This window comes from Actinomadura rugatobispora (assembly GCF_042656285.1).
Lineage (GTDB): Bacteria > Actinomycetota > Actinomycetes > Streptosporangiales > Streptosporangiaceae > Spirillospora > Spirillospora rugatobispora.
The window spans coordinates 1-20,188 of record NZ_JBHSON010000109.1 but is presented as its reverse complement, the minus strand read 5'-3'; the positions used below and the strand labels follow the sequence as shown (position 1 = coordinate 20,188).

At 70.8% G+C, this 20,188-nt stretch carries 18 protein-coding genes; 8 read left to right on the top strand and 10 right to left on the bottom strand.

Translation table 11 applies throughout. The features are described from left to right. The first annotated feature begins 27 nt into the window (after nucleotides 1-27). On the top strand, nucleotides 28-1,020 hold the full coding sequence (locus ACFPZN_RS47615) for a helix-turn-helix domain-containing protein (RefSeq protein WP_378290241.1): 993 nt from the start codon (nucleotides 28-30) through the stop codon (nucleotides 1,018-1,020). Between the two features lie 27 nt (nucleotides 1,021-1,047). On the opposite strand, the gene ACFPZN_RS47610 is transcribed toward ACFPZN_RS47615, so the two are convergent. From ACFPZN_RS47610 to metX, 10 genes are all read right to left on the bottom strand, one after another. Then, complete coding sequence (locus tag ACFPZN_RS47610) at nucleotides 1,048-1,995, bottom strand: hypothetical protein (RefSeq protein WP_378290239.1); 948 nt, start codon at nucleotides 1,993-1,995, stop codon at nucleotides 1,048-1,050. Nucleotides 1,996-2,452: 457 nt separating this feature from the next. Continuing rightward, the gene (locus tag ACFPZN_RS47605) at nucleotides 2,453-3,547 is read right to left on the bottom strand and encodes a hypothetical protein (protein WP_378290237.1); all 1,095 of its coding nucleotides are present in this window, start codon (nucleotides 3,545-3,547) and stop codon (nucleotides 2,453-2,455) included. Further along, nucleotides 3,544-3,819: a helix-turn-helix domain-containing protein gene (locus ACFPZN_RS47600; protein ID WP_378290235.1), complete on the bottom strand. Its 276-nt coding sequence runs from the start codon at nucleotides 3,817-3,819 to the stop codon at nucleotides 3,544-3,546. The genes ACFPZN_RS47605 and ACFPZN_RS47600 overlap by 4 nt, the downstream gene beginning before the upstream one ends. Continuing rightward, on the bottom strand, nucleotides 3,816-4,538 hold the full coding sequence (locus ACFPZN_RS47595) for a DEAD/DEAH box helicase (protein WP_378290233.1): 723 nt from the start codon (nucleotides 4,536-4,538) through the stop codon (nucleotides 3,816-3,818). Before ACFPZN_RS47595 ends, ACFPZN_RS47600 begins: the two co-directional genes overlap by 4 nt. An 8-nt stretch (nucleotides 4,539-4,546) precedes the next feature. After that, the gene (locus ACFPZN_RS47590; RefSeq protein ID WP_378290231.1) at nucleotides 4,547-6,448 is read right to left on the bottom strand and encodes a hypothetical protein; all 1,902 of its coding nucleotides are present in this window, start codon (nucleotides 6,446-6,448) and stop codon (nucleotides 4,547-4,549) included. 182 nt (nucleotides 6,449-6,630) lie between these two features. Then, complete coding sequence (locus ACFPZN_RS47585) at nucleotides 6,631-7,407, bottom strand: hypothetical protein (RefSeq protein WP_378290229.1); 777 nt, start codon at nucleotides 7,405-7,407, stop codon at nucleotides 6,631-6,633. Nucleotides 7,408-7,421: 14 nt separating this feature from the next. Further along, complete coding sequence (locus ACFPZN_RS47580; protein WP_378290227.1) at nucleotides 7,422-8,069, bottom strand: Crp/Fnr family transcriptional regulator; 648 nt, start codon at nucleotides 8,067-8,069, stop codon at nucleotides 7,422-7,424. Between the two features lie 473 nt (nucleotides 8,070-8,542). Further along, the gene (locus tag ACFPZN_RS47575) at nucleotides 8,543-9,025 is read right to left on the bottom strand and encodes a CoA-binding protein (RefSeq protein WP_378290225.1); all 483 of its coding nucleotides are present in this window, start codon (nucleotides 9,023-9,025) and stop codon (nucleotides 8,543-8,545) included. Continuing rightward, nucleotides 9,022-10,338: an O-acetylhomoserine aminocarboxypropyltransferase/cysteine synthase family protein gene (locus ACFPZN_RS47570; RefSeq protein ID WP_378290223.1), complete on the bottom strand. Its 1,317-nt coding sequence runs from the start codon at nucleotides 10,336-10,338 to the stop codon at nucleotides 9,022-9,024. The genes ACFPZN_RS47575 and ACFPZN_RS47570 overlap by 4 nt, the downstream gene beginning before the upstream one ends. Before the next feature lie 33 nt (nucleotides 10,339-10,371). Further along, complete coding sequence (gene metX, locus ACFPZN_RS47565) at nucleotides 10,372-11,568, bottom strand: homoserine O-acetyltransferase MetX (RefSeq protein ID WP_378290221.1); 1,197 nt, start codon at nucleotides 11,566-11,568, stop codon at nucleotides 10,372-10,374. A gap of 87 nt (nucleotides 11,569-11,655) precedes the next feature. Here metX and ACFPZN_RS47560 point away from each other — a divergent pair, with 87 nt between their 5' ends. The 7 genes from ACFPZN_RS47560 to ACFPZN_RS47530 form a co-directional block, all read left to right on the top strand. Continuing rightward, the gene (locus ACFPZN_RS47560) at nucleotides 11,656-12,204 is read left to right on the top strand and encodes an OsmC family protein (RefSeq protein ID WP_378290219.1); all 549 of its coding nucleotides are present in this window, start codon (nucleotides 11,656-11,658) and stop codon (nucleotides 12,202-12,204) included. Further along, a complete protein-coding gene (locus ACFPZN_RS47555) occupies nucleotides 12,201-13,460 on the top strand; it encodes a flavin-containing monooxygenase (RefSeq protein ID WP_378290269.1) in 1,260 nt (419 codons plus the stop codon). Before ACFPZN_RS47560 ends, ACFPZN_RS47555 begins: the two co-directional genes overlap by 4 nt. A gap of 377 nt (nucleotides 13,461-13,837) precedes the next feature. After that, on the top strand, nucleotides 13,838-14,701 hold the full coding sequence (locus ACFPZN_RS47550) for an amidohydrolase family protein (RefSeq protein ID WP_378290217.1): 864 nt from the start codon (nucleotides 13,838-13,840) through the stop codon (nucleotides 14,699-14,701). An 8-nt stretch (nucleotides 14,702-14,709) separates the two neighbouring features. Continuing rightward, nucleotides 14,710-16,887, top strand: coding sequence for an acyl-CoA dehydrogenase (locus tag ACFPZN_RS47545; RefSeq protein WP_378290215.1), 2,178 nt, complete (start codon nucleotides 14,710-14,712; stop codon nucleotides 16,885-16,887). Between the two features lie 56 nt (nucleotides 16,888-16,943). Beyond that, nucleotides 16,944-18,698: a class I adenylate-forming enzyme family protein gene (locus ACFPZN_RS47540; RefSeq protein ID WP_378290213.1), complete on the top strand. Its 1,755-nt coding sequence runs from the start codon at nucleotides 16,944-16,946 to the stop codon at nucleotides 18,696-18,698. A gap of 92 nt (nucleotides 18,699-18,790) precedes the next feature. Continuing rightward, nucleotides 18,791-19,627 carry an enoyl-CoA hydratase-related protein gene (locus ACFPZN_RS47535; RefSeq protein ID WP_378290211.1) on the top strand — a complete coding sequence of 279 codons (837 nt, stop codon included), beginning with the start codon at nucleotides 18,791-18,793 and terminating at the stop codon, nucleotides 19,625-19,627. 25 nt (nucleotides 19,628-19,652) lie between these two features. Next, nucleotides 19,653-20,188 (top strand): MBL fold metallo-hydrolase (locus tag ACFPZN_RS47530; protein WP_378290209.1); only part of this gene is annotated, 536 nt, incomplete at its 3' end.

Below are 20,188 nucleotides of genomic sequence, written 5' to 3'. Positions count from 1 at the left end.
AACGCCATCACTCGTACAATTCCGGACATGGGCTCTGTCGCGCTGGCCGTCACCGACGGGATGCTGCACTTCGAACTGTCCCTGGCGTACGAGGTCTTCGCCGCCGCCCCGGCCGGCGTGACGGTCCCCTGGTACGACCTCTCCGTCTGCGGTCCGGTCGCCGTACGGGTCGGCCGGTTCCGGCTGGAGCCCGACCACGGGCTCGACCGGCTCCGGCACGCCGACACCGTGATCGTCCCGGGCTGGGCGGACGTCGACGAGGACCCGCCCGCCGATCTGGTCGAGGCGGTGCGCGCGGCCCACGAGGCGGGCGCGCGCATGGTCTCCCTCTGCACGGGCGTGTTCGTGCTGGCGGCCGCCGGACTCCTGGACGACAAGCGCGCGACCACGCACTGGGCGCACACCGAGGTTCTGGCCGCCCGCCATCCCCGGGTGCAGGTCGACCCGGACGTGCTCTACGTGGACAACGGCGACGTGCTCACCTCCGCCGGCAAGGCCGCCGCGCTGGACCTGTGCCTGCACCTCGTCCGGCTCGACCACGGCTCGTCGATCGCCAACGCGGTCGCCCGCCGCCTGGTCGTACCACCGCACCGGGCCGGCGGCCAGGCCCAGTTCGTCACCACCCCGGTGCCCGCCCAGGACGAGCACCCGCTCGCCGCCCTGTTCCCCTGGATCCTCGAACGCCTCGACCAGCCGCTGACGGTGGAGGATCTGGCCCGTCAGGCCCGGTTGAGCTCACGCCACCTCGGCCGCCACTTCAGGGCGGCGACCGGCACCACCCCGCTGCAGTGGCTGCTGACCCAGCGGATCCGCCGCGCCCAGGAACTGCTGGAGAGCACCGACGACGGCATCGACGCCATCGCGGCGGCCACCGGCATGGGCACCGCCACGACCATGCGCCGTCACTTCAACCGCACGGTCGGCGTGCCCCCGGACACCTACCGCCGCACCTTCCGCGCAAAAACCCGCCCCACCCCGAACGCCAGCGAACACCACCACCAGCACCCGGTACCCAAGTGAGCGCCCTCCTGAAGCTACGACTCCCTCCTAGAATCGCTCGCCCGGGACGCCCGGGTCGGTTGCCGACGGTGCAGGCCATTCAAGCGGGAATGCTTGGCGTAGGCGGTCCTTGACCTGTTCCCGGATCTCCGCCGCCCCGTACTCGACGATCGGCTTCACGCAGTACTCGCGGACAGCCGGATGGCGTCGGGGTTCCCGGCACATCAGCACAGCCAGGACCCGAGCCGGCCAGATCAGGCGGAATGCGTCGTCGGCGGTGATGCCGCCGGTCGCGGCCCTCGGCAGGTGCTCGAATACCAACTCCACCGCCCGCCTGATGACAACATGTTCCGGCAGGAGAGAGGCCCAGCCGTCCGGCCTCTCCCCGTCGTCGCTGCTCAGCAGCACCGCGATGACTGCCTGCTTCGCCTGCATGTACCGGTCCTGGAACTCGTCCAAGGCATGGGCGGTCTGCGCAAGCAATTCGCACCAGAAATGCGCTTTGCGCGCCTCTTCCTGGAAGGCATCGAGGCGCCGGTCACCAAGCTCCCGGCGCAGCCGCGGGATTACATGGGCCTCGACGAACCGTTCGTGCTCCTCGGGCGTGGGGCGTCTGCGCGAGTCGTCCGGGTCCTTGTCGCGGGAGATACGGAACGGTTCGCCGAACTGTTTGGTCGCCCCGTAAATGTTCTGATCGCGTCGCAGCCATCGGACGACCTCGGCGACGAACCCTTTGATCGCTGCTCGCTGCCCGTCTGCGGTCTGCGGCCCTGGCTTGCCTCGACCAGTGCCGGGTCTCTCGGCCCTTTTCAGTACGGCGTCCCAGGCTTTGTCCGCCTTTTGTTCAAGCTCCCGCAGGTCACGGTCGGACGAGGCGGCGGCGATGGTGAGTGCGCCCTGCCAGCCGTGCTCGGCTCCCCCACACTCGCAGGCGCACGGCGGCTTCTCGGCTCGCTCGCAGTTCTTGCTGTGACCGGTACGCTCGATTGTCGTCATGCGTTCTCCGCGAAGTACGAGAGGCAGAGGACGCATCATCCGTCGGCGACAACCGGCTGTAAAGGAACACGTCAGATATTTCTGACTCACCGCTCGGCTCGATCGTTCCCTCGAATAAGCGACTTCCCACCCACCGGCCGACTTCGCCGTGGCGCGCGGATGTGGAAGAGGTACCAGCCTTGAGCTGCGAGTTCGACGAACCGGCTCCTCCGATCGTTTGCCGGACCGTTCCGGCTCGGCGTTTCGAGGGCTCCGGCGTCCTTGAGAATCTGCCACAGCGTCGAGAACATCCCCCGCCGGATGAGGCCAAGTCGAACCGTCGGCTGCCCGTCGGCCTCCAACCAACTCGGGCGCTCTGCCCGTTTCTTCCCGTAGGCCCGCGCCGACGCACGACCATCGCACGCCTTCGTCTCCGCGATCGGCCGCAGGCCCACGAGAGCAGGGTCCCAGGCCGGACCTACAGGAGGGTGCGAGCGGTTCCAGCCCACTCGTTGACGCAGGTGACCACCTGATTGAGGCGCCGCAGCGACGCCGAGATCTTCCCGGCGGGCTTCCTGAGCTGCCGGCTCAGCTTCTTGGACATGTCCACCATCTGCCTGACCTCGTTGAGTCCCGCCATGCTCTCCTCCAGACCGTCGGCCATCTCGACCATCTGCTGGAGGAACTCCTCGTGCTCCCGCCTGCCCTCCTCCGGAAGCTCCGCGATGAAATGGAGGACGCCGCGGATCCCACTGTCGATGGTCCGCATCCGCTCGGAGAGGCGTCTGCTGACCGTGTCCAGTTCCTCGGCGGGTTCGGTGATCGCCCGCGCGAACCTGCCGATCGCCGCCACCAGTGCACCCGGTCGGGCGTTCTCGAGGGGGATGTCCGGCGCGGCGCCTTCCCCCGCTCGGCCCAGTTCCTCCAGAGCCAGCGCAACCTCGCTGGCGTCCTGCTCGAGGGCCATGAACTCGCTTTCTAGAAAGTCCATGGTCTCGAAGAGGCCCGGTGACTCCTCGTCGTTCTCGGACGACGGCACGTGCGTCTCTTCGTCCCGTCCAGCCGGGGCGTCGGCAATGGCCTTCAGTCTCTCCTGCACCCCGGCCTCCAGCGCGACCTCCAGTTCCGTCCGCGCCTGGATCAATCCTCCCGGCGAGTGCTTGTACCTGATGATCTGGGTGTTCGCGACGTCCGCGGGGATCCGCTCGTACTCGCCGATCATGATCGTCGGCTTGCCTGTCAGCTGGCGCATCCCCACCCCGTGCACGACGGTCCAGCTGCCGCCGCTGAGGTCGGCGATGACGATGTCCGCCTCCTGCAGGTAGCGGCTGATCTGCTTGGCGGACTCGCCCAGCGCGGGCAGTTCGTCGGCACGTACGAGCTTGATGGCGTACTTCTGGCAAGCCTCGAACGCGACCTGCTCGCAGAACCTGACGTACTTCTCGTAGGCCTCCCGCTCGGGCGTGCCGAGCCTGGCATGGCGGTCACCGGCCGGGCCCATGGCGAAAGCCGTCAGCGGTCGCTCCGGCTGCTTCGACGATTCAGGCTGGGCGGGCGGGGCCATTACGGTCACCGGGTCTCCTCCGTGTCGAGGGCGAGTTGGACGCCTGTCTCCAGGTGCTCGAGGTCGATCGGGAACTGTTCGATGCCGAGGGCGTTCATGAGCGCGATCGTGGGGACCCGGTAGCGACGGCCCACCCGGATGACCTCGCACGGGAACCTGTCCTCGTGGACCATCCGGTACGCGGTCTGGATACTGACGCCGAACGCACGGGCCGCCGTCTGCAGGTTCACGGCCAACGGCAGGCCGAACACCTCGGCGAAGGTCAGCGGGTCGGCGCTCACCGGGCGGAACCGATCGGGCGCAGTGACAGCCGCCCGACAGGACGGCCCGCGCCGAGACGCCGGGCCCGATGAACGACCTCGCCCAGCCCCATGTCTCCGGCGAGCAGCCCCAGCCGTTCCCCCTCGGCCTGTTCGCGGTGGGTGATGCGGATGGGAGCCCGCAGCCCGGTGGGGGAGGGCGGGGGACTGATCTCCAGTTCCCAGGCGTCGCCGGGAACGTCGCCGGGGCTGTCCGGCCCGGCGAGTCCCCTAGGGTCGGCCACCGCCACCTCCCTGTGGCCGCGACGGACTTCCGGCCACACGCGGCGCGACATCCTGCGCAGCAGGGTCTCGCCCGAACCGGAGTGATCCGGGTCGCTGTGGGGCAGTTCCTCAAGGAAGGCGGCGACCAGTTCCGCCTCGACGTCGGCGCGGTCGACACGGAGGCGGTCGGTGACGAACGTGGTCGTCCGCCGGATCCACGACTCCCCCAGCCAGAGCGCGAAACAGCGGGCCAGGTCGCGATCCGGCCGCTCCCGCAGCGCCGAGGCGATCGCCACAGCCCAGACGGCGTCCCGCAGCGGTGCCGCGACGCCATCACCACGGACTTCGGTGTATGCCTCCTCCGGCGTCAGATGACGGTGTCCGTCTCCGAGATCGATCCGGACCCCCGGGTGTTCCCGCACGATCCGCGCGTCGAGCTGGACGAAGAGAGGGCTGCGTCTGCCGTATGACCTCATGATCCTCCTCAGTCGTGTCGATTGATCGCGTCCAGAAAGCGACGGACGCGGGGATGGGGGTCCTCGCCCACCGCGACGAGCAGGGTCTCGACGCTCGCCGCGCGGGACGGGTCGCGCTGGGCCGAACGGCGCCAGCGGACCACCGTCTCGCGGAGGCGACCGCAGTTCCGGGCACGGATGGATCGCGTGATCAGCGTGGTGATCAGGCGGGCCGCCTCGGGATCGTCCATCTGGGACTCGAACCACAGCGGATTCACGTGGAGGAACCGAGGCACGATGCGCACCGCGTACTGCGCCTCGGCGTCCTCCGTCTCCGACCAGGCCACCAGTTCTCGGAGAACCTCGATGCCGTCGTCCCGCAGGAACAGGTCCAGCATCGCGTCGTCCACCGCTCGGTCGACGCGTCCGTGCGGGTTCTCCTCGGCCCCCTTCACGAGGTAGCGCAGGACGGTCAGCGCGGGACGCAGGGAGGCGGTCTCCGTGCGTCCGCCGCAGGCCGTCGCCGCCGTGATTCGGTAGGCGACGCGTTCCGCGTAGGCCCAGGTGCATAGGAGGCCCAATGTCTCCCGGTCCGCACCGGGATCCTCCAGCAGTGTCCGCAACGCCGCCGCCGCGACGACGTACCCCGACGGGCCGCCGGAGGTCACGCAAGCCCGCACGTCTCGCAGCCCGCCCACGCCGGGCTTCGGCGACACTGACTGGGCCAGCGCCCACCCCGCCCTCTCCACCAGGTGGTTCTCTGCCCCGACTCCACCTAGCCATCGGACGAGCGCGCGGCCGATGCCCATCCGATGCCACGCGTGCCGCATGATCGCCAACGTCCACAAAGGGCGCATGAACACCACGATGGACCGAGCGGGACGTCCCGGCCGCCACACAAGGTCGGTCCGGATGCCGAAGGGGGCGAGAAGAGTGGAGAAGGCCACCTCGGTGTCCGTGCCGCCGTCGGACGCGCTGCGGCCGATCCGCCGGATCTGCGCGTGCAGCCGGGCCGCCTGCTCCATGACGACGTGCTGCTCCTTGCCCGCGAATACCGCCGCAGCGATGAGGCAGCTCCGTTGGGCGTCGTCGAGAGGCGCTGCGAGTCGTTCCCCGATCTCGCGCTGAGCCGCGACCGTCAGTTCGGCCAGCACGAACGCGGGCCGTTCCGCCGGTGTCCTGGCCAACCGCGCGGCCGTGCGCAGGGCATCGAGCGCCTCCAAAGCGGCACCCGGCGCAGCACCCACCGGCAGCAGGCCCTCCAAGAAGTCCCACGAGAAGCCGTCGAGTATCCGGCGTCGGCGGCACTCATCCGGAACGGCGACCGCAAGGTGCTCCAGCAGCACGTCCGCTCCCGGCGGAGGCACGCAGCGTATCGGCGAGAACTCGGTATCCTCCTCCACGCGGACGGCCAGTTCGTCATCCTCCGGAAGAAGCACGACCAGTACTTTTCCGGCGTCGCGCAAGTCGGCGGCCAGCGACGCTAGGGCGGCTGGCCGCTGCACCAGGGCGCCCAACGTCCCGTCGAGCAGGAAGCCATCCGCCTCGTCAGCAGCCGGGTTCCAGCACCCGAGGTCCAGACTCTCGTCCAGGTGGCGGACGACACCGGCGCCGACATGCCGACGCAGCAGATTCAGGCCCAGCGTTCTGCGCCCGGTTCCCCGACCGTGCGCCAAGAACACGATTCGGCGTTTCGCGAGCACACGACCTGCCAGTTCGAAGTTCTCCGGCGGCACGAACGCCTTGGCCGCGCTCTCCAGGACCTGCGGGTGCAGTCTCCCGGCGGACGCCGACGACCGTCGGCCGGGCGGGCTTCCGGCGCCGGCGAGGGCAACCCTCTTCTCCTGGCTCTGGCCGATGATTCCCGCATTGAAATTTCCGTTGAACAGGTTGAGAAAGAGAACCTGACCGGGCTCTGGTCGCTCAGCCATCGAGATCTCCTGGCTCCTCCGCTGAAGGCGGGATGCCCGCCGTGGACCTGACCGCGAACCTCCTCTCCACTGCCCTGGACGTCGGTTCCCCCGTCCCGCCCGAGTTTCCGGCGACGGCGGCCGGCGTTCTGCTCCGGGAGTGCACATCTCGTATGAGGCAGGTCACACCGCTGGGCTCCCGGTCAGCCGTTGAAGTTGATCGACTGATTCCCGCCGACCACTCCGTCGTTGCGGTTGCCGACCGTGTGGTGGACGACATGCGCAGCACCCTGAGCTCGCCGTTCAGCGGCTTCACCGTCCGGACCGGTCTCCGGGTTCAGCAGCGCGGCGATTCCGGCGGCGAGCAGGTTCCCCGACGGAACCGGGACGTGGATCCAGGCACGCTGGTCGAACTGCTTGTCGGCCAAGGTCGCGGAGACCTCGCAGAAGAGGTCGGGGTGCAGTGACCGCATGCTGCGAACCGCGACCTTGAAGCAGTCGTCGGAGACGATGACGACCGCACGGGTCACCTCACGGCTCGCCTTGGCGAGGAGAAGCTTCAGCACGTCCGCGTTCAGGAGGCGGTGGGCCTCGTTGCGCGCCGTGCCGCTGCCGTCATGGGGCCCGCCGTCCACCGGCAACGGCCCTATGTGGAGGCTGACCCGCAGCCGCAGCGGGCCGCCGGACTGCGGTTCGCACTCCATGAGGGTCCGCTGGAGCGTCGCCGGCCAGGAGGCGATGACGCCGGGCATCATCGCCGGGTCGAAACCGAAGGCATAACCGTCGCCCCGATGAGAGGGGAATACCCTGCGCTCCCACACCTCCCCGACACCCGCGCGCTCGAACGACCTTGCGAGGACGTCGAGGATGAATCCGGTCGCGTGTTCCTGGGAAACGTCACTACGCTTGCTGAATCCCTCCGCATCGACCGCAACGATTCCCCTGTACCCGGGAACCGGGTACCATTCCTGATGGTTCACCACTACCTCCACTGTCACGCCTGAACGGTCCGTGCGAGCTTCCGAAGCTTCTCGTTGTCGAGGATTTCAATCCTCCCGCGCCGCCTGCGAACACCCATGCTCTCCAGTTGCCTGAGCCCACTGGACACGCTGTTCCGCCCTATTCCGAGATGGCACCCTAGATCCTCTTGGGTCGAATGGAGGGCTACCGGCCCGGGATCACAGAAACCCCCGGCACGTTGACGGTCAAGAATTCTGGTGAGCACGAAGGCCAGCTGGGCCGAAACGTCACTCCCGCCGCGTACGGCGATCGTCTCGGCAAGCCGCTCACGAATGTCTTCTGACACACGGCCCATGAATCCGTGCCGTTCCATCAGCGCGAGATAGGAGGCGCCGGGCACCAGCGCCACCCTGCACCGCTCCAGCGCCTCGACATACGCGGACCGGGGCCGGCCGTACAGCACGGCGGTGCGTCCGATCACGTCATGCCGTCCACGAAAAGCCAGCACATCCGACTTCCCGCTGCCGAGCACCCGCCAGACCTTCACGTGCCCTTCCAGCACCATGACGACGCTGGACGCGACATCGCCCTGGCGGATCATCAGATCACCCCGGCGATAGTTTCGAAACCGCGACAGGGCCAACAGATCTGCCATGAGCGAGCTTTCAGGCACAACATTCATGCCAGCGAATATAGCCACAAAGTCCCGGCGACTTACATACACCAGCACCAGGAAATAGGGCTGTCCGTAAAGCTATATTGATCGATCCTCAAAGGGTTGCGCCATTTCATCGGACAGCGGATGGTCGACCCGAACATCACGTTATAATTGCCTGCCGCGATCAGACATAATCAATTTAATAGCGCATCCACGTTGATGCAGTAAATACCCGGAATGTGAAGCACGTCGCCACCACGCCTCTCTGCGTACGAGAGCGCGGTAGTGCGAGCAGCGGGCGACGGGGTGGGCACGTTCCTCACCGCCACCGAGCCGTACTCACTGAATCGGACACGCGACTGGTCCGTGAGGCCCTTGAGTCGGCGATGAACGCCACCACGATCCAGCTGTGCGGATCAAGGTCACCGGAGAGGCCCTCGACTCCTCGCCGGAGGACCATCGACCAGGGTCCGATCGCCGGACGTGCTTCGCAGCAGTTACTGGAGGCCGGTGCGGAGGGAGGTTATGCGGTTGGTGTTGAAGCCCAGCCAGTGCATGCGGCCCTGGTAGCGGGCGTGCTCGATCTTGATGCAGCGGTCCACGATCACGGTCAGGCCGGCGTCGGCGGCGATCCGGGCGCCCTCCTCGTTGATGACGCCGAACTGGCACCACAGGGAGCGGGCGCCGATCGCGACGGCGTCGCGGGCTATCTCGGGCAGGGCGTCGGGGGCGCGGAAGACGTTGACGATGTCGACCGGCTCCGGCACCTCCCGCAGGCTCGGGTAGGACGTCTCGCCCAGGATCTCCGTCTCGCGGGGGTTCACGGGGATCACGCGGTAGCCGTGCCGCCGCAGGTAGAAGCCGACGAAGTGGCTGGCGCGCAGCTGATTACTGGACAGGCCCACGACGGCGACCGTCCGGGCGGTGTTCAGCACCTGCTGGATCGCGGCCGGTTCCTGGTACGGCGTGAGGTCGGTCATGCGGTCTTCTCCACTTTCGCGAGCGCCTGTTCCAGGTCCCAGATCAGGTCCTGGACGGACTCGGTGCCGACGGACAGGCGCACCGTGCCCGGTCCCACCCCGGCGGCCCGCAGTTCCTCGTCGCCGAGCTGGCGGTGGGTCGTGCTGGCGGGGTGGATGATGAGGCTCTTGGCGTCGCCGACGTTCGCCAGATGGGACCAGAGCGTCACCCCCCGGATCAGGTCCTGGCCTCCGGTCCGGCCCCCGGCGCAGTCGAAGGAGAACACCGCGCCCGCGCCGCGCGGCAGGTACTTGTCGGCGAGCGGCCGGTACGGGCTGGACGGCAGGCCCGGATAGGTCACGTTCGAGGCGTGCTCGTGCGCGTCGAGGAACTCGGCGACGGCCCGCGCGTTCTCGACGTGCCGTTCCATCCGCAGCGAGAGCGTCTCCAGGCCCTGGAGGAAGAGGAAGGCGTTGAACGGCGACAGCGCGCCGCCCAGGTCGCGCAGCGTCTCGGAGCGGAGCTTCATCAGGTAGCCGTAGGTCCCGAACGTCTCGTGGAAGCGCAGCCCGTGGTAGGCGGGCGAGGGGTCCGCGACCACCGGGAACCGCCCGTTGGACCAGTCGAACCCGCCCGACTCGACGACGACCCCGCCGATGCTCGTGCCGTGCCCGCCGATGAACTTGGTGGCCGAGTGGACGACGATGTCCGCGCCCCACTCGATCGGGCGGCACAGGTAGGGCGTGGCGAAGGTGTTGTCCACCACGAGCGGGAGCTCGTGCTCGTGGGCGATCGCCGCCACGGTCGCGATGTCCAGGACGTTCCCCGCCGGGTTGCCGATCGTCTCCGCGAAGAACGCCTTGGTGGACGGGCGGACGGCGCGCCGCCACGCGTCCGGGTCGTCCGGGTCGACCCAGGTCAGGTCCACGCTCATCTTGCGCAGCAGGTGCTTGAGCTGGTTCACCGTCCCGCCGTACAGCGCGGCGGAGGAGACCACGTGATCGCCCGGCTCCAGCAGCGTGAACAGCGCCGCGGCCTGCGCGGCGATCCCGCTGGCGAACGCGACCGCGCCGCAGCCGCCCTCCAGGTTCGCGACGCGCTCCTCGAACACCGCGACGGTCGGGTTCATGATGCGCGAGTAGGTGTTCCCGTACTCCTGGAGGTTGAAGTAGGCCGCCGCCGACTCCGGGTCCTCGAACACGTAGCTCGTCGTCTGGAAGATCGGCACCGCGCGGGCGCCGGTGTTGGGGTCGGGACGCTGCCCGGCGTGCAGTTGCCGCGTCTCGAACCCGAACGCGCGGGCTTCCTCGACACGGGAGGGTCCGTCGGTCACGTGCTCTCTTCCCTCGAAGTCGTCCACCGGTCCTCAGGATAGGAAACGGCGGATGATGGGTGTCTGCCGCGCTTCCTCCAGGAGGAAGCTGTCATGCCCGTACCGCGTGTCGATCACGTGCTCCTCGACGGGCTTGCCGAGGGCGCGCAGCGCCTCCGCGATCTCCCGGGACGCCGCCGGCGGGTACAGCCAGTCGGAGCTGAACGCGATGAGCAGGGTGCGCGCGGCGACGCCGTCCAGCGCCCGGGCCAGCGAGCCGCCGCCGTGCTCGCGCGCGAGGTCGAAGTAGGTGAGCGCGCGCGAGATGTACAGGTAGGAGTTGGCGTCGAAGCGCCGGACGAACGACGACGCCTGGTGCCGCAGGTAGTTCTCGACCTCGAACTCCGGCTCGGTGATGGTGTGGCGGATGTCGTCGGCGAACTGGAGCCGCCGCCCGAACTTGCCCTCCAGCGCGGGCGCGGACAGGTAGGTGACGTGCCCCACCATCCGGGCGACGCCCATGCCCGCGTCGGGCGCGCGGCCCGTGCCGTAGTAGCGCCCGCCCCGCCAGTCCGGGTCGCGCAGGATCGCCTCGCGCGCGATCGCGTTCCAGGCGACGCCCTGGGGGTGGAGGGCGTGCGTGCTGGCGATGACGACGATGGCGTCCACCTGGTCGGGGTAGCGGACCGCCCACTCCAGCGCGCGCATCCCGCCGAGCGAGCCGCCCGCCACCGCCGCCAGGCGCTCGATCCCCAGGGCGGTCAGGAAGGCGCGCTCGGTCCGCACCATGTCCGCGACGGTGACCACGGGGAAGTCCGGTCCGTACGGCTCGCCCGTCGCGGGGTCGGTGGAGGACGGCCCGGTCGTGCCGCCGCAGCCGCCGAGCAGGTTCGTGGCGACGACGAAGTAGCGGTCGGTGTCGAACGCCTTGCCGGGGCCGATCATGCCGTCCCACCAGCCGAGTCCGCGGCCCGCGGCGCCGTCGCGGTCCCGGGCCGCGAACCCGTCGCGGGTCCCCTCCGGGGGCGGCGTGGCGGCGACGCCCGCCGCGTGCGCGTTCCCGCTCAGCGCGTGGCACACCAGGAGGACGTTGTCGCGTTCCGGCGCGAGCGTGCCGTAGGTCTCGTACGCCACCCGCACGGGATGGAGGGTGCGCCCGCAGTCGAGCTCCACCGGGTCGGGGAGGTCGAGGTACCGCGTCTCGACGGTGCCGGCCGATCCCGGTGCCGGGGCGTGAGCTGACGTGGACATGGGGTTATGTTGCCCGCCCTCACCGTTGTATTGTCAAGCAATCGGGTCGGGATTACCGGAATTCAGACGAAAGGGATACCGCACGCCATGACCACGGTTTCCAACGGAGTGAACGTGCAGGCGCTGCTGGAGGCGCGCGAGGCGCTGAAGGAGACGCCCGAGGCGGCCCGCTTCACCTGGCGGGCGACGTCCGCCTGGAAGGACGGCGTCCACAGCACGACGCGGATCCAGAACTTCTTCGGCCTCGGCCAGGAGCAGAGCCACAAGACCGAGACCGTCTTCGACGCCGACCACCCCGAGGTCTTCGCCGCGGCGGACAACGGCATCACCCCCATCGAGTACCTCCTCGTCGGCCTGGCGAGCTGCCTGACCGCGGGCGTGGCGTCGGTCGCGCAGAACCGCGGCATCCAGCTGCGCTCGGTGGAGGCCGTCGTCGAGGGCGACCACGACATCCGCGGGATCCTCGGCGCCGACAGCGACGTCCGCAACGGCTTCAACGACGTCAAGGTCACCTTCACCATCGACGCCGACGCCTCGCCGCAGGAGATCGAGGCGCTGGTGGCCCAGTCGCAGAAGCGCTCCGCCGTGTTCGACGCCCTCACCAACCCGACGAACGTCACCGTCGGCGTCGCCTGACGGAGCCCGCCATCGAGCACGTCACCACGGTCGTCGTCGGCGCCGGGCACGCCGGCCTCGCCGCGAGCCACTTCCTCAGCGCCCGGTCGATCGACCACGTCGTGCTCGAACGCGGCGAGATCGCCAACTCCTGGCGGCACGAGCGCTGGGACTCCCTCCGCCTGCTCACCCCGAACCGGCAGAGCCGCCTGCCGGGCCGCCCCTACGACGGCCCGGACCCGGACGGCTACATGACGGCCGGGGAGACGGCCGAGTTCGTCGAGCGCTTCGCCAAGACCGCGGCCGCCCCCGTCCGGACCGGCGTGAACGTCACGTCGGTCCGGCGGACGGCGGCCGGCGACGGGTACGACGTGACGACGAGCGACGGCCCGATCCGCTGCCGGGCGCTCGTCATCGCGAGCGGCGCCTGCAACCGTCCCGTGGTGCCCGCGTTCGCGGACGCGCTGCCGCCGTCGGTCGAGCAGCGGACCTCGTTCGACTACCGCGCTCCCGGCGACCTGCCCGACGGCGGCGTCCTCGTCGTGGGCGCGTCGGCGACCGGCGTCCAGCTCGCGTCCGAACTGCACCGCTCCGGCAGGCCGGTGACCCTCGCGGTGGGCGAGCACGTCCGCCTGCCGCGCACGTACCGGGGCCGCGACGTCCTGTGGTGGATGGAGGCGTCGGGCGTCTGGGACCAGCGCTACGACGAGATGGACGACCTCTCCCGCGCCCGCCGCCTGCCCTCCCCCCAGCTCGTCGGCACCCCCGACCGGGCCACGCTCGACCTCAACGCCCTCACCTCAGCGGGCGTCGAGCTGGTGGGCCGCTGGGCGGCGCTCCGCGACGGCGAGGCGCTGTTCTCCGGCGGCCTGCGCAACGTGGCGTCCCTGGCGGACCTGAAGATGGAACGCCTCCTGGGCACCTTCGACGAGTGGGGCGAGGCCGCCGGCCACGACGCCGCGTTCCCGCCCGAACGCTTCGAGCCGACCGCCGTCCCCGCCACGGCACGTCTGCGCCTGGACCTGCGCTCCGGCGCGATCCGCACCGTCGTCTGGGCGACGGGCTACCGCCCCGACTACGACTGGCTGCACGTCCCGGTGGTCGACGCGAAGGGCCGCCTGGTTCACGAGGGCGGCGTGGTCGCGTCCCCCGGCCTCTACGCACTGGGCCTGCCCGTGCTGCGGCGGCGCAAGTCGACGTTCATCCACGGGATCGAGGACGACGCCCGCGAGGTCATCGCCCACCTGGCCGCCCACCTGACCGGCCGCGACGACTGACGCCCCGCGCGGCCGCGATCCCTTCCGCCGGAGATCCCCGGCCCCATGAGCGGGCGTACCTGGCCGCCGCCGCACTCGGCGCCGCCGCCTCCTGACGCGGGTGCCTGACCCTGACCGGCCGTCGGCCGCGAACGCCGTTCTACTGAAATTACGTTTCAGTGGGGTTGTCCTGTCTCGCGGGTGGACGCGGCGGGGCGGGGAGGCAGACACCTTGATCCTGATCGGGGACATGATCGAACACCGCTCCAGATGACGGTGTGACCCTTGACATAGTTAGAACACTGTTTCAGAATCTGGTTTCACGTGCTGGCGGGTCGTCCGGCGGAGGGGCCGGGCCCGCGCGCGTCGCGTCCGCGCAGAGCCGGAGAGGAGCCTTCATGGCGTATCCCGCAGGCGTCCCCGTCATCGACACGATGATCGCCTTCCCCGAGGAGGGCACGTCCCGTTACGACTTCATCCGCGCCCAGACCAAGGACACCGCCTCCCGCGAGGAGATGGAGTTCCCCGCGGAGTACATGTTCAAGGAGGTCCCCAAGGACCTGCCGCCCGGCGACCCGATCGGCGTGACGCTCGGCGGGATGGACCGGCACGGCATCGAGCGGGGCCTGATCGGGGTGGACGGCGAGGTCTCCCGGGACGCGCTGAAGCGGTATCCGGACCGGTTCGTCGCCTCGGGGAGCGTCGACCCCAACACCGGCATGGACGGCGTCCGGAAGATGGTCCGGGAGTACGAGGAGTTCGGGATCCGGGCGGTCGGCGCCTTCCCCTCGGGGACGTTCCCGCAGGTCGCGATCAACGACAAGAAGATGTACCCGTTCTACGCCAAGTGCGTGGAGCTGGACATCCCGATCTTCATCTGCGCGGGGGTGCCCGGCCCCCGGCTGCCGATGGCGCCGCAGCGGGTCGAGCTGATCGACGAGGTGATGTTCGACTTCCCCGAGCTGGTCATGGTCACCCGGCACGGCTGCGAGCCGTGGACCGACCTGGCCGTGAAGCTGATGCTCAAGTGGCCCGGCCTGCACTACTCCACCAGCGCGTTCTCGCCGAAGTACTACCCCAGGGCGATCGTGGACTACGCCAACACCCGCGGCGCGGACAAGATCATTTACGGCGGCTACTTCCCGATGGGGCTGTCCCTGGAGCGGATCTTCGAGGCGATGCCGCGGGTGCCGTTCCGCGACCACGTGTGGCCCAGGTTCCTGCACGAGAACGCCCGCCGCGTCCTCAAGCTCGACCGGTAGGAGTGATCATGACGCTGGGACTCACCGAAGAGCAGCACGATCTCGCGACCGCGGTCGCCGGCTTCGCCGCCCGCCACGCGCCGCGCGCAGAGACGCGCGCCGGGCTGGAGCGGTTCGGGGCCGGGGAGGTGCCCGCCGGCTGGGACGCCCTGGCGTCCCAGGGGCTGACGGCGCTGCACCTTCCCGAGGAGGCGGGCGGTGCCGGGGGCGGCGGCGTGGACCTGGCCGTCGTGGTGGCGGAGCTGGCACGGGGCCTGTGCCCCGGCGGCGTCCTCCCCACCGTGGTCACGAGCGCGATCCTGACGTGGGCCGTGGACGGCCGCGCGCCCGAGACGGTTGTGAAGCGCTTCGCCGAGGGCGCCCGGGGCACGGTCGCGCTGGACGCCGGCACGCTGACCGCGCGCCGCACGAACAACGGCTACCGCGTCACCGGCACCAGCGGCCTTCTGCTGTCGCCGTCCGGTGCCGGGCTGTTCCTCCTGCCGGCGGCGGCCGAGGGCGGGGACGGGGAGGTCTGGTTCCTCGTCGAGGCCGAGCGGCTTTCGCCCGGCGACGTGGCGACCCTCCCCGGCGTCGATCTGACCCGTGGCCTGGGCCGCGTCACCCTGGACGGCCACGAGGTCGCCGCCGACCAGGTCGCCGCCGTGGACCGGGACCGCGCCCTGCTCGTCACCGCCGCCCTGGGCGCCGCCGAAGCCGTCGGGCTGGTGACCTGGTGCCTGGAGACGGGGGTGGACTACGTCCGGACGCGCGAGCAGTTCGGCCGCCCGGTCGGCTCCTTCCAGGCGATCAAGCACAAGTGCGCCCGCATGTTCATCGAGCTGGAGACGATGAAGGCCGCCGCCTGGGACGCGGCGCGCGCGCTGGGCGGGCCGTCCGGGCAGCTGGAGCTCGCGGCCGCCGCGGCGGCGCTGGTCTGCGTCCCGGCCGCGCGGCGGCTGGGCCTGGAGACCATCACGCTGCTCGGCGGCATCGGCTACACCTGGGAGCACGACGCGCACCTCGCCTGGCGGCGAGGCATCTCGCTGGGGGCGCTGCTCGGCCCCTCGGCCGTCTGGGAGCGGCGGCTCGGCAGGGCGGCGCTCACCGCCGAGCGGCGGTTCGACCTCGAACTCCCCGACGAGGACGGGGCGTTCCGCGACCGGATCGCGGGCATCCTGGGCGAGGCGGCCGCGCTGGAGGGCCGCGAGCGGCGCGTGTTCCTGGCCGGCAGCGGCCTGGTGGCACCGCAGTACCCGGCTCCCCACGGGCTGCGGGCCACCCCGCTCCAGCAGATCGTCATCGCCCAGGAGTACGAGCGCGCGGGGATCGAGCAGCCGGGCACGGTGATCGGCGAATGGGCGCTGCCGACGATCATCGCCTACGGGACCGCGGAGCAGGTGGAGGCGTTCGTCCCCGCGACGCTGCGGGACGAGCTCACCTGGTGCCAGCTGTTCAGCGAGCCGGGCGCGGGCTCGGACCTGGCCTCGCTGACGACCCGCGCGGTCAAGGTGGACGGCGGCTGGCGGATCAGCGGCCAGAAGGTCTGGACGTCCAGCGCGCACGAGGCGGACTGGGGGATCTGCCTGGCGCGCACGGACCCCGAGGCGCCCAAGCACAAGGGCCTGTCCTACTTCCTGGTGGACATGGCGTCGGAGGGCGTGGACGTGCGCCCGCTGCGCGAGGCCAACGGCGGCTACATGTTCAACGAGGTCTTCCTCGACGAGGTGTTCGTCCCGGACGCGCGGCTGGTGGGGGAGCCCGGCCAAGGCTGGACGCTCGCGCGCACGACCCTGGGCAACGAGCGGGTCAGCATCAGCGCGATGCGGGTCACCACCCTGGACGTCCCCAAGCTGGCGCGGGCCGCGGGGGCGCCCGGCGACGACGGCGTGCTGCGCTCGTACGGCAGGCTGACGGCCACCACGCAGGCGCTGTCGGCGATGGGGCTGCGGTCCACGCTGCGCAGCGTCTCCGGCCTGAAGCCGGGAGCCGAGGCGAGCGTGCTGAAGGTCGCCGCGGCCCTGCAGACCACCGCGATCGCCGACACCGCGCTGGAGTGGGCGGGCGCGTCGGCGGCGCGGGACGGCACCGACGACGAGGTCGTGCACGCCTATCTCTCGGTCCCCCCGCAGCTCATCGGGGGCGGCACGGTGGAGATCCAGCTGAACGTGATCTCCGAGCGGATCCTCGGCCTGCCGCGCGGGTGAGCCGCCGTCCCGGGCCCGCAGGTCCACCGAACTCTCCCCCACCCCCGGAGGACACCGTGACCACCGCCCTGCACGATTCCGACGACCGCGGCGCCCCGGCCCCGGTCACGCTCACCTGGCCCGGCGACCGGCGGCTGCCCGAGGACGCCCGGACCGCGCTGTGCGGTCCGGGCGCCCCGTTCGAGCGCACCACGGAGGACGTGCTCGGCACGCCCGTCGAGGTGTTCGCGCGGCGGTCGCCGAACCTGGCGGCGCAGCTCGCCCACGCCCGCGCCACCACGCCCGACCTGCCCTACCTGGTGTTCGACGGGCCGGAGCCGCGGACCGTCACCTTCGCCGAGGCGTACCGGCTCGCGGCCGCCTACGCCGAGGTCCTCGCCGGCCGCCACGGCATCGGCAAGGGCGACCGGGTCGCGGTCGCCGCCCCCAACACGCTGGAGTACGTCCTGGCGTACTGGGCGACGGTGTCGCTCGGCGCGATCCTGGTCGGGCTGAACGGCTGGTGGACGCCTGCGGAGATGGACCACGGCCTGGCGCTGACCGAGCCCGCGCTCGTCCTCGGGTCCGGCGCCCCGATGGAGCGGGCGTCGGCCACGCCGTGGTCCGGGACGGCGGGGGTGCCGCACGTGCCGCTGGAGGAGCTGCACGCGGCCGCCACCGGGCTGGCCGATCCTCCCGGCGCGCTGCCCGGCGTCGCGGTGGACGAGGACGACCCCGCCGCGATCATGTTCACCAGCGGCACCACCGGCCGCCCCAAGGGCGCGACCATCTCCCACCGCAACTTCGTCTTCTTCAACCAGCACGGCGCGCTCGGCGGCGCGACCACCGCCCTGCTCGACGGGCACCGCTACCGCCAGGTCCCGGACGGCGCGCAGCGGGCGTCGCTGATCGTCAGCCCGCTGTTCCACGTCTCGGGGGCCGGGGTCACGATGGCGGTCGCGCCGATGGCCGGGCTGAAGCTGGTCTTCCCCGGTCCGGGACGGTGGGATCCCGAGCGCGCGCTGCGGCTCACGCACGAGCACGGGATCACGCAGTGGAGCGGCGTCCCGACCCACTTCTGGCGGATGCTGGCCCACCCGGACTTCGCGTCCTTCCGGACGGCGCAGGTCACGATGGTCGGCAGCGGCGGCGCGATCTTCCCGCCGGAGCTGATGCGGCACGTCCGGGAGACGATGCCCGGGGTCCAGCTGGGCAACGGCTACGGGATGACCGAGACCCTCGGCACGGGCACCCTGTGCACCGGCTCCCTGCTGGAGGAGCACCCCGGCTCGGTCGGCGCGGCGGTGCCCACCGTGCGGGTGCAGGTGCGCGAGGACGGGCGGCCGCTGCCCGAGGGCGAGGTCGGCGAGATCCACATCCAGGGGCCGGGGGTCTTCCTGGGCTACTGGCGCGACCCGGAGGCGACGGCCGGGGTGCTCGACGCGGAGCGGTGGTACCGCACCGGCGACTACGGGCGCATCGAGGACGGCCTGCTCTACCTGGAGAGCCGCATCCGCGACCTGATCCTGCGGGGCGGGGAGAACATCTACCCGATCGAGATCGAGTACCGCCTCGTCGAACATCCCGAGATCGTCGAGGCGGCCGTGGTCGGGGTGCCGGACAGGGTCCTCGGCCGGGAGGTGAAGGCGTACGTCGTCCGCGAGGAGGGGAGCGCGCTGACGGCCGAGGGGGTGCGGGAGTGGGCGGCGCAGACGCTGGCCGCGTTCAAGGTGCCCGCCCACGTGGAGTTCCGCGACGCGCTCCCCTACAACGAGACGGGCAAGGTCATGAAGCGCAGGCTCGAAGAGGAGCACGCGGCCGGCCCCCGATAGAATCACGTTTCACACTTGGCCCTCTCGCGGCACACGCGCACGGCGCGTCCCGGCCGCGGGAGGGCTCTCCCCCGCCCGCACGGATCGGAGTGATGGTGAGTTACAAGCTGGTCCTGGTCGACACCCCGGCGCCCTACGTCAGGCGCGTCACGCTTAATCGCCCGGAGAAGCGGAACGCGCTGAACGCCACGCTGCAGCGGGAGGTCATCGACGCCCTGCGCGAGGGCGACCGGGACCCGGAGGTCCGGGTGCAGATCGTCCGGGGCGCCGGAACCTCGTTCTCGGCGGGCTACGACCTGGCGCCCGAGCCCGGCGAGTACGCGACCGAGGGCGGCGGGCAGGGCGCGTTCCAGCGGACCGTGGTCGACCGCTGGACCGGCATCTGGGACCTGGACAAGCCGGTGATCGCCCAGGTGCACGGGCACTGCCTGGCCGGAGGGTCGGAGCTGGCCACCGGATGCGACCTGGTCTACGTCGCCGAGGACGCCAAGATCGGCTACCCGGCGGTGCGGTTCGGCGTGCCGGACATGCAGTACCAGGCATGGCTGCTCGGCATGCGCAAGGCCATGGAGTTCATGCTCACGGGCGACTCGATGAGCGGCGCCGAGGCGGTGGAGCACGGCTTCGCCAACCGCGCCTACCCGGCCGCCGAACTGGAGGAACACGTGCTGGAGCGGGCGCAGCGCGTCGCGCAGATCCCGGCGGACGTCCTGCAGGCCAACAAGCGCACGGTGCACCGGGCGATGGAGCGCATGGGCCTGCGGGACGCGCTGCGCGCCGGGACCGAGCTGTCGGCGCTGGCCGTCCACAACGACGGCTTCAAGGCGTTCATGGCGTCCGCGCAGGAGAAGGGCCTCACCAAGGCGCTCAGCGAACGCGACACGTCGTTCGGCGACGGCCGGACCGGCGACGCCCGGCCGCCGCGTTGAACGGCACCGCCCCGGCGGGACGGCGATGACCGGCGCCACCGTGCGGCCGTCCGGAGACCGGGAGCGCGGCGCGCTCCAGGAACCGGTGCCCGGCGTGTGGCGGCTGCCGGTCGTCGTGGAGCGGAACGTGCCGCCGACGGTGAACGTCTACGCGATCGAGTCGGGAGGCCGGTTCGTCCTGGTGGACGCCGGCTGGGACGACACCAGCCTCGCCTCCCTGCGGGACGGTCTCCACGCCCTCGGCGCCGGCCTCGCCGACGTCGAGGGCGTGGTGCTCACGCACGGCCACCCCGACCACGCGGGACTCGCCGCCCGCCTCCAGGAGCACACCGGATGCTGGGTGGGCGCGCACCGTTCCTCAGGACTGTGCATAAGTTGCTCAGCCGCGCGCCCCGAACGGTCTTGGACGCACTGGTCCCCGGCGTACTCGACCCCGGTGCGGCGACACGCATCCTGTGCGTGGTCCGTTCCCGGGAGGCCGGTTCCCTACGCGACCTGGCCAAGTGGGCTCGACCAGAGGCGACGGGGAGGCCCCAGACCATCACTCCGGTGGAAAGGGGG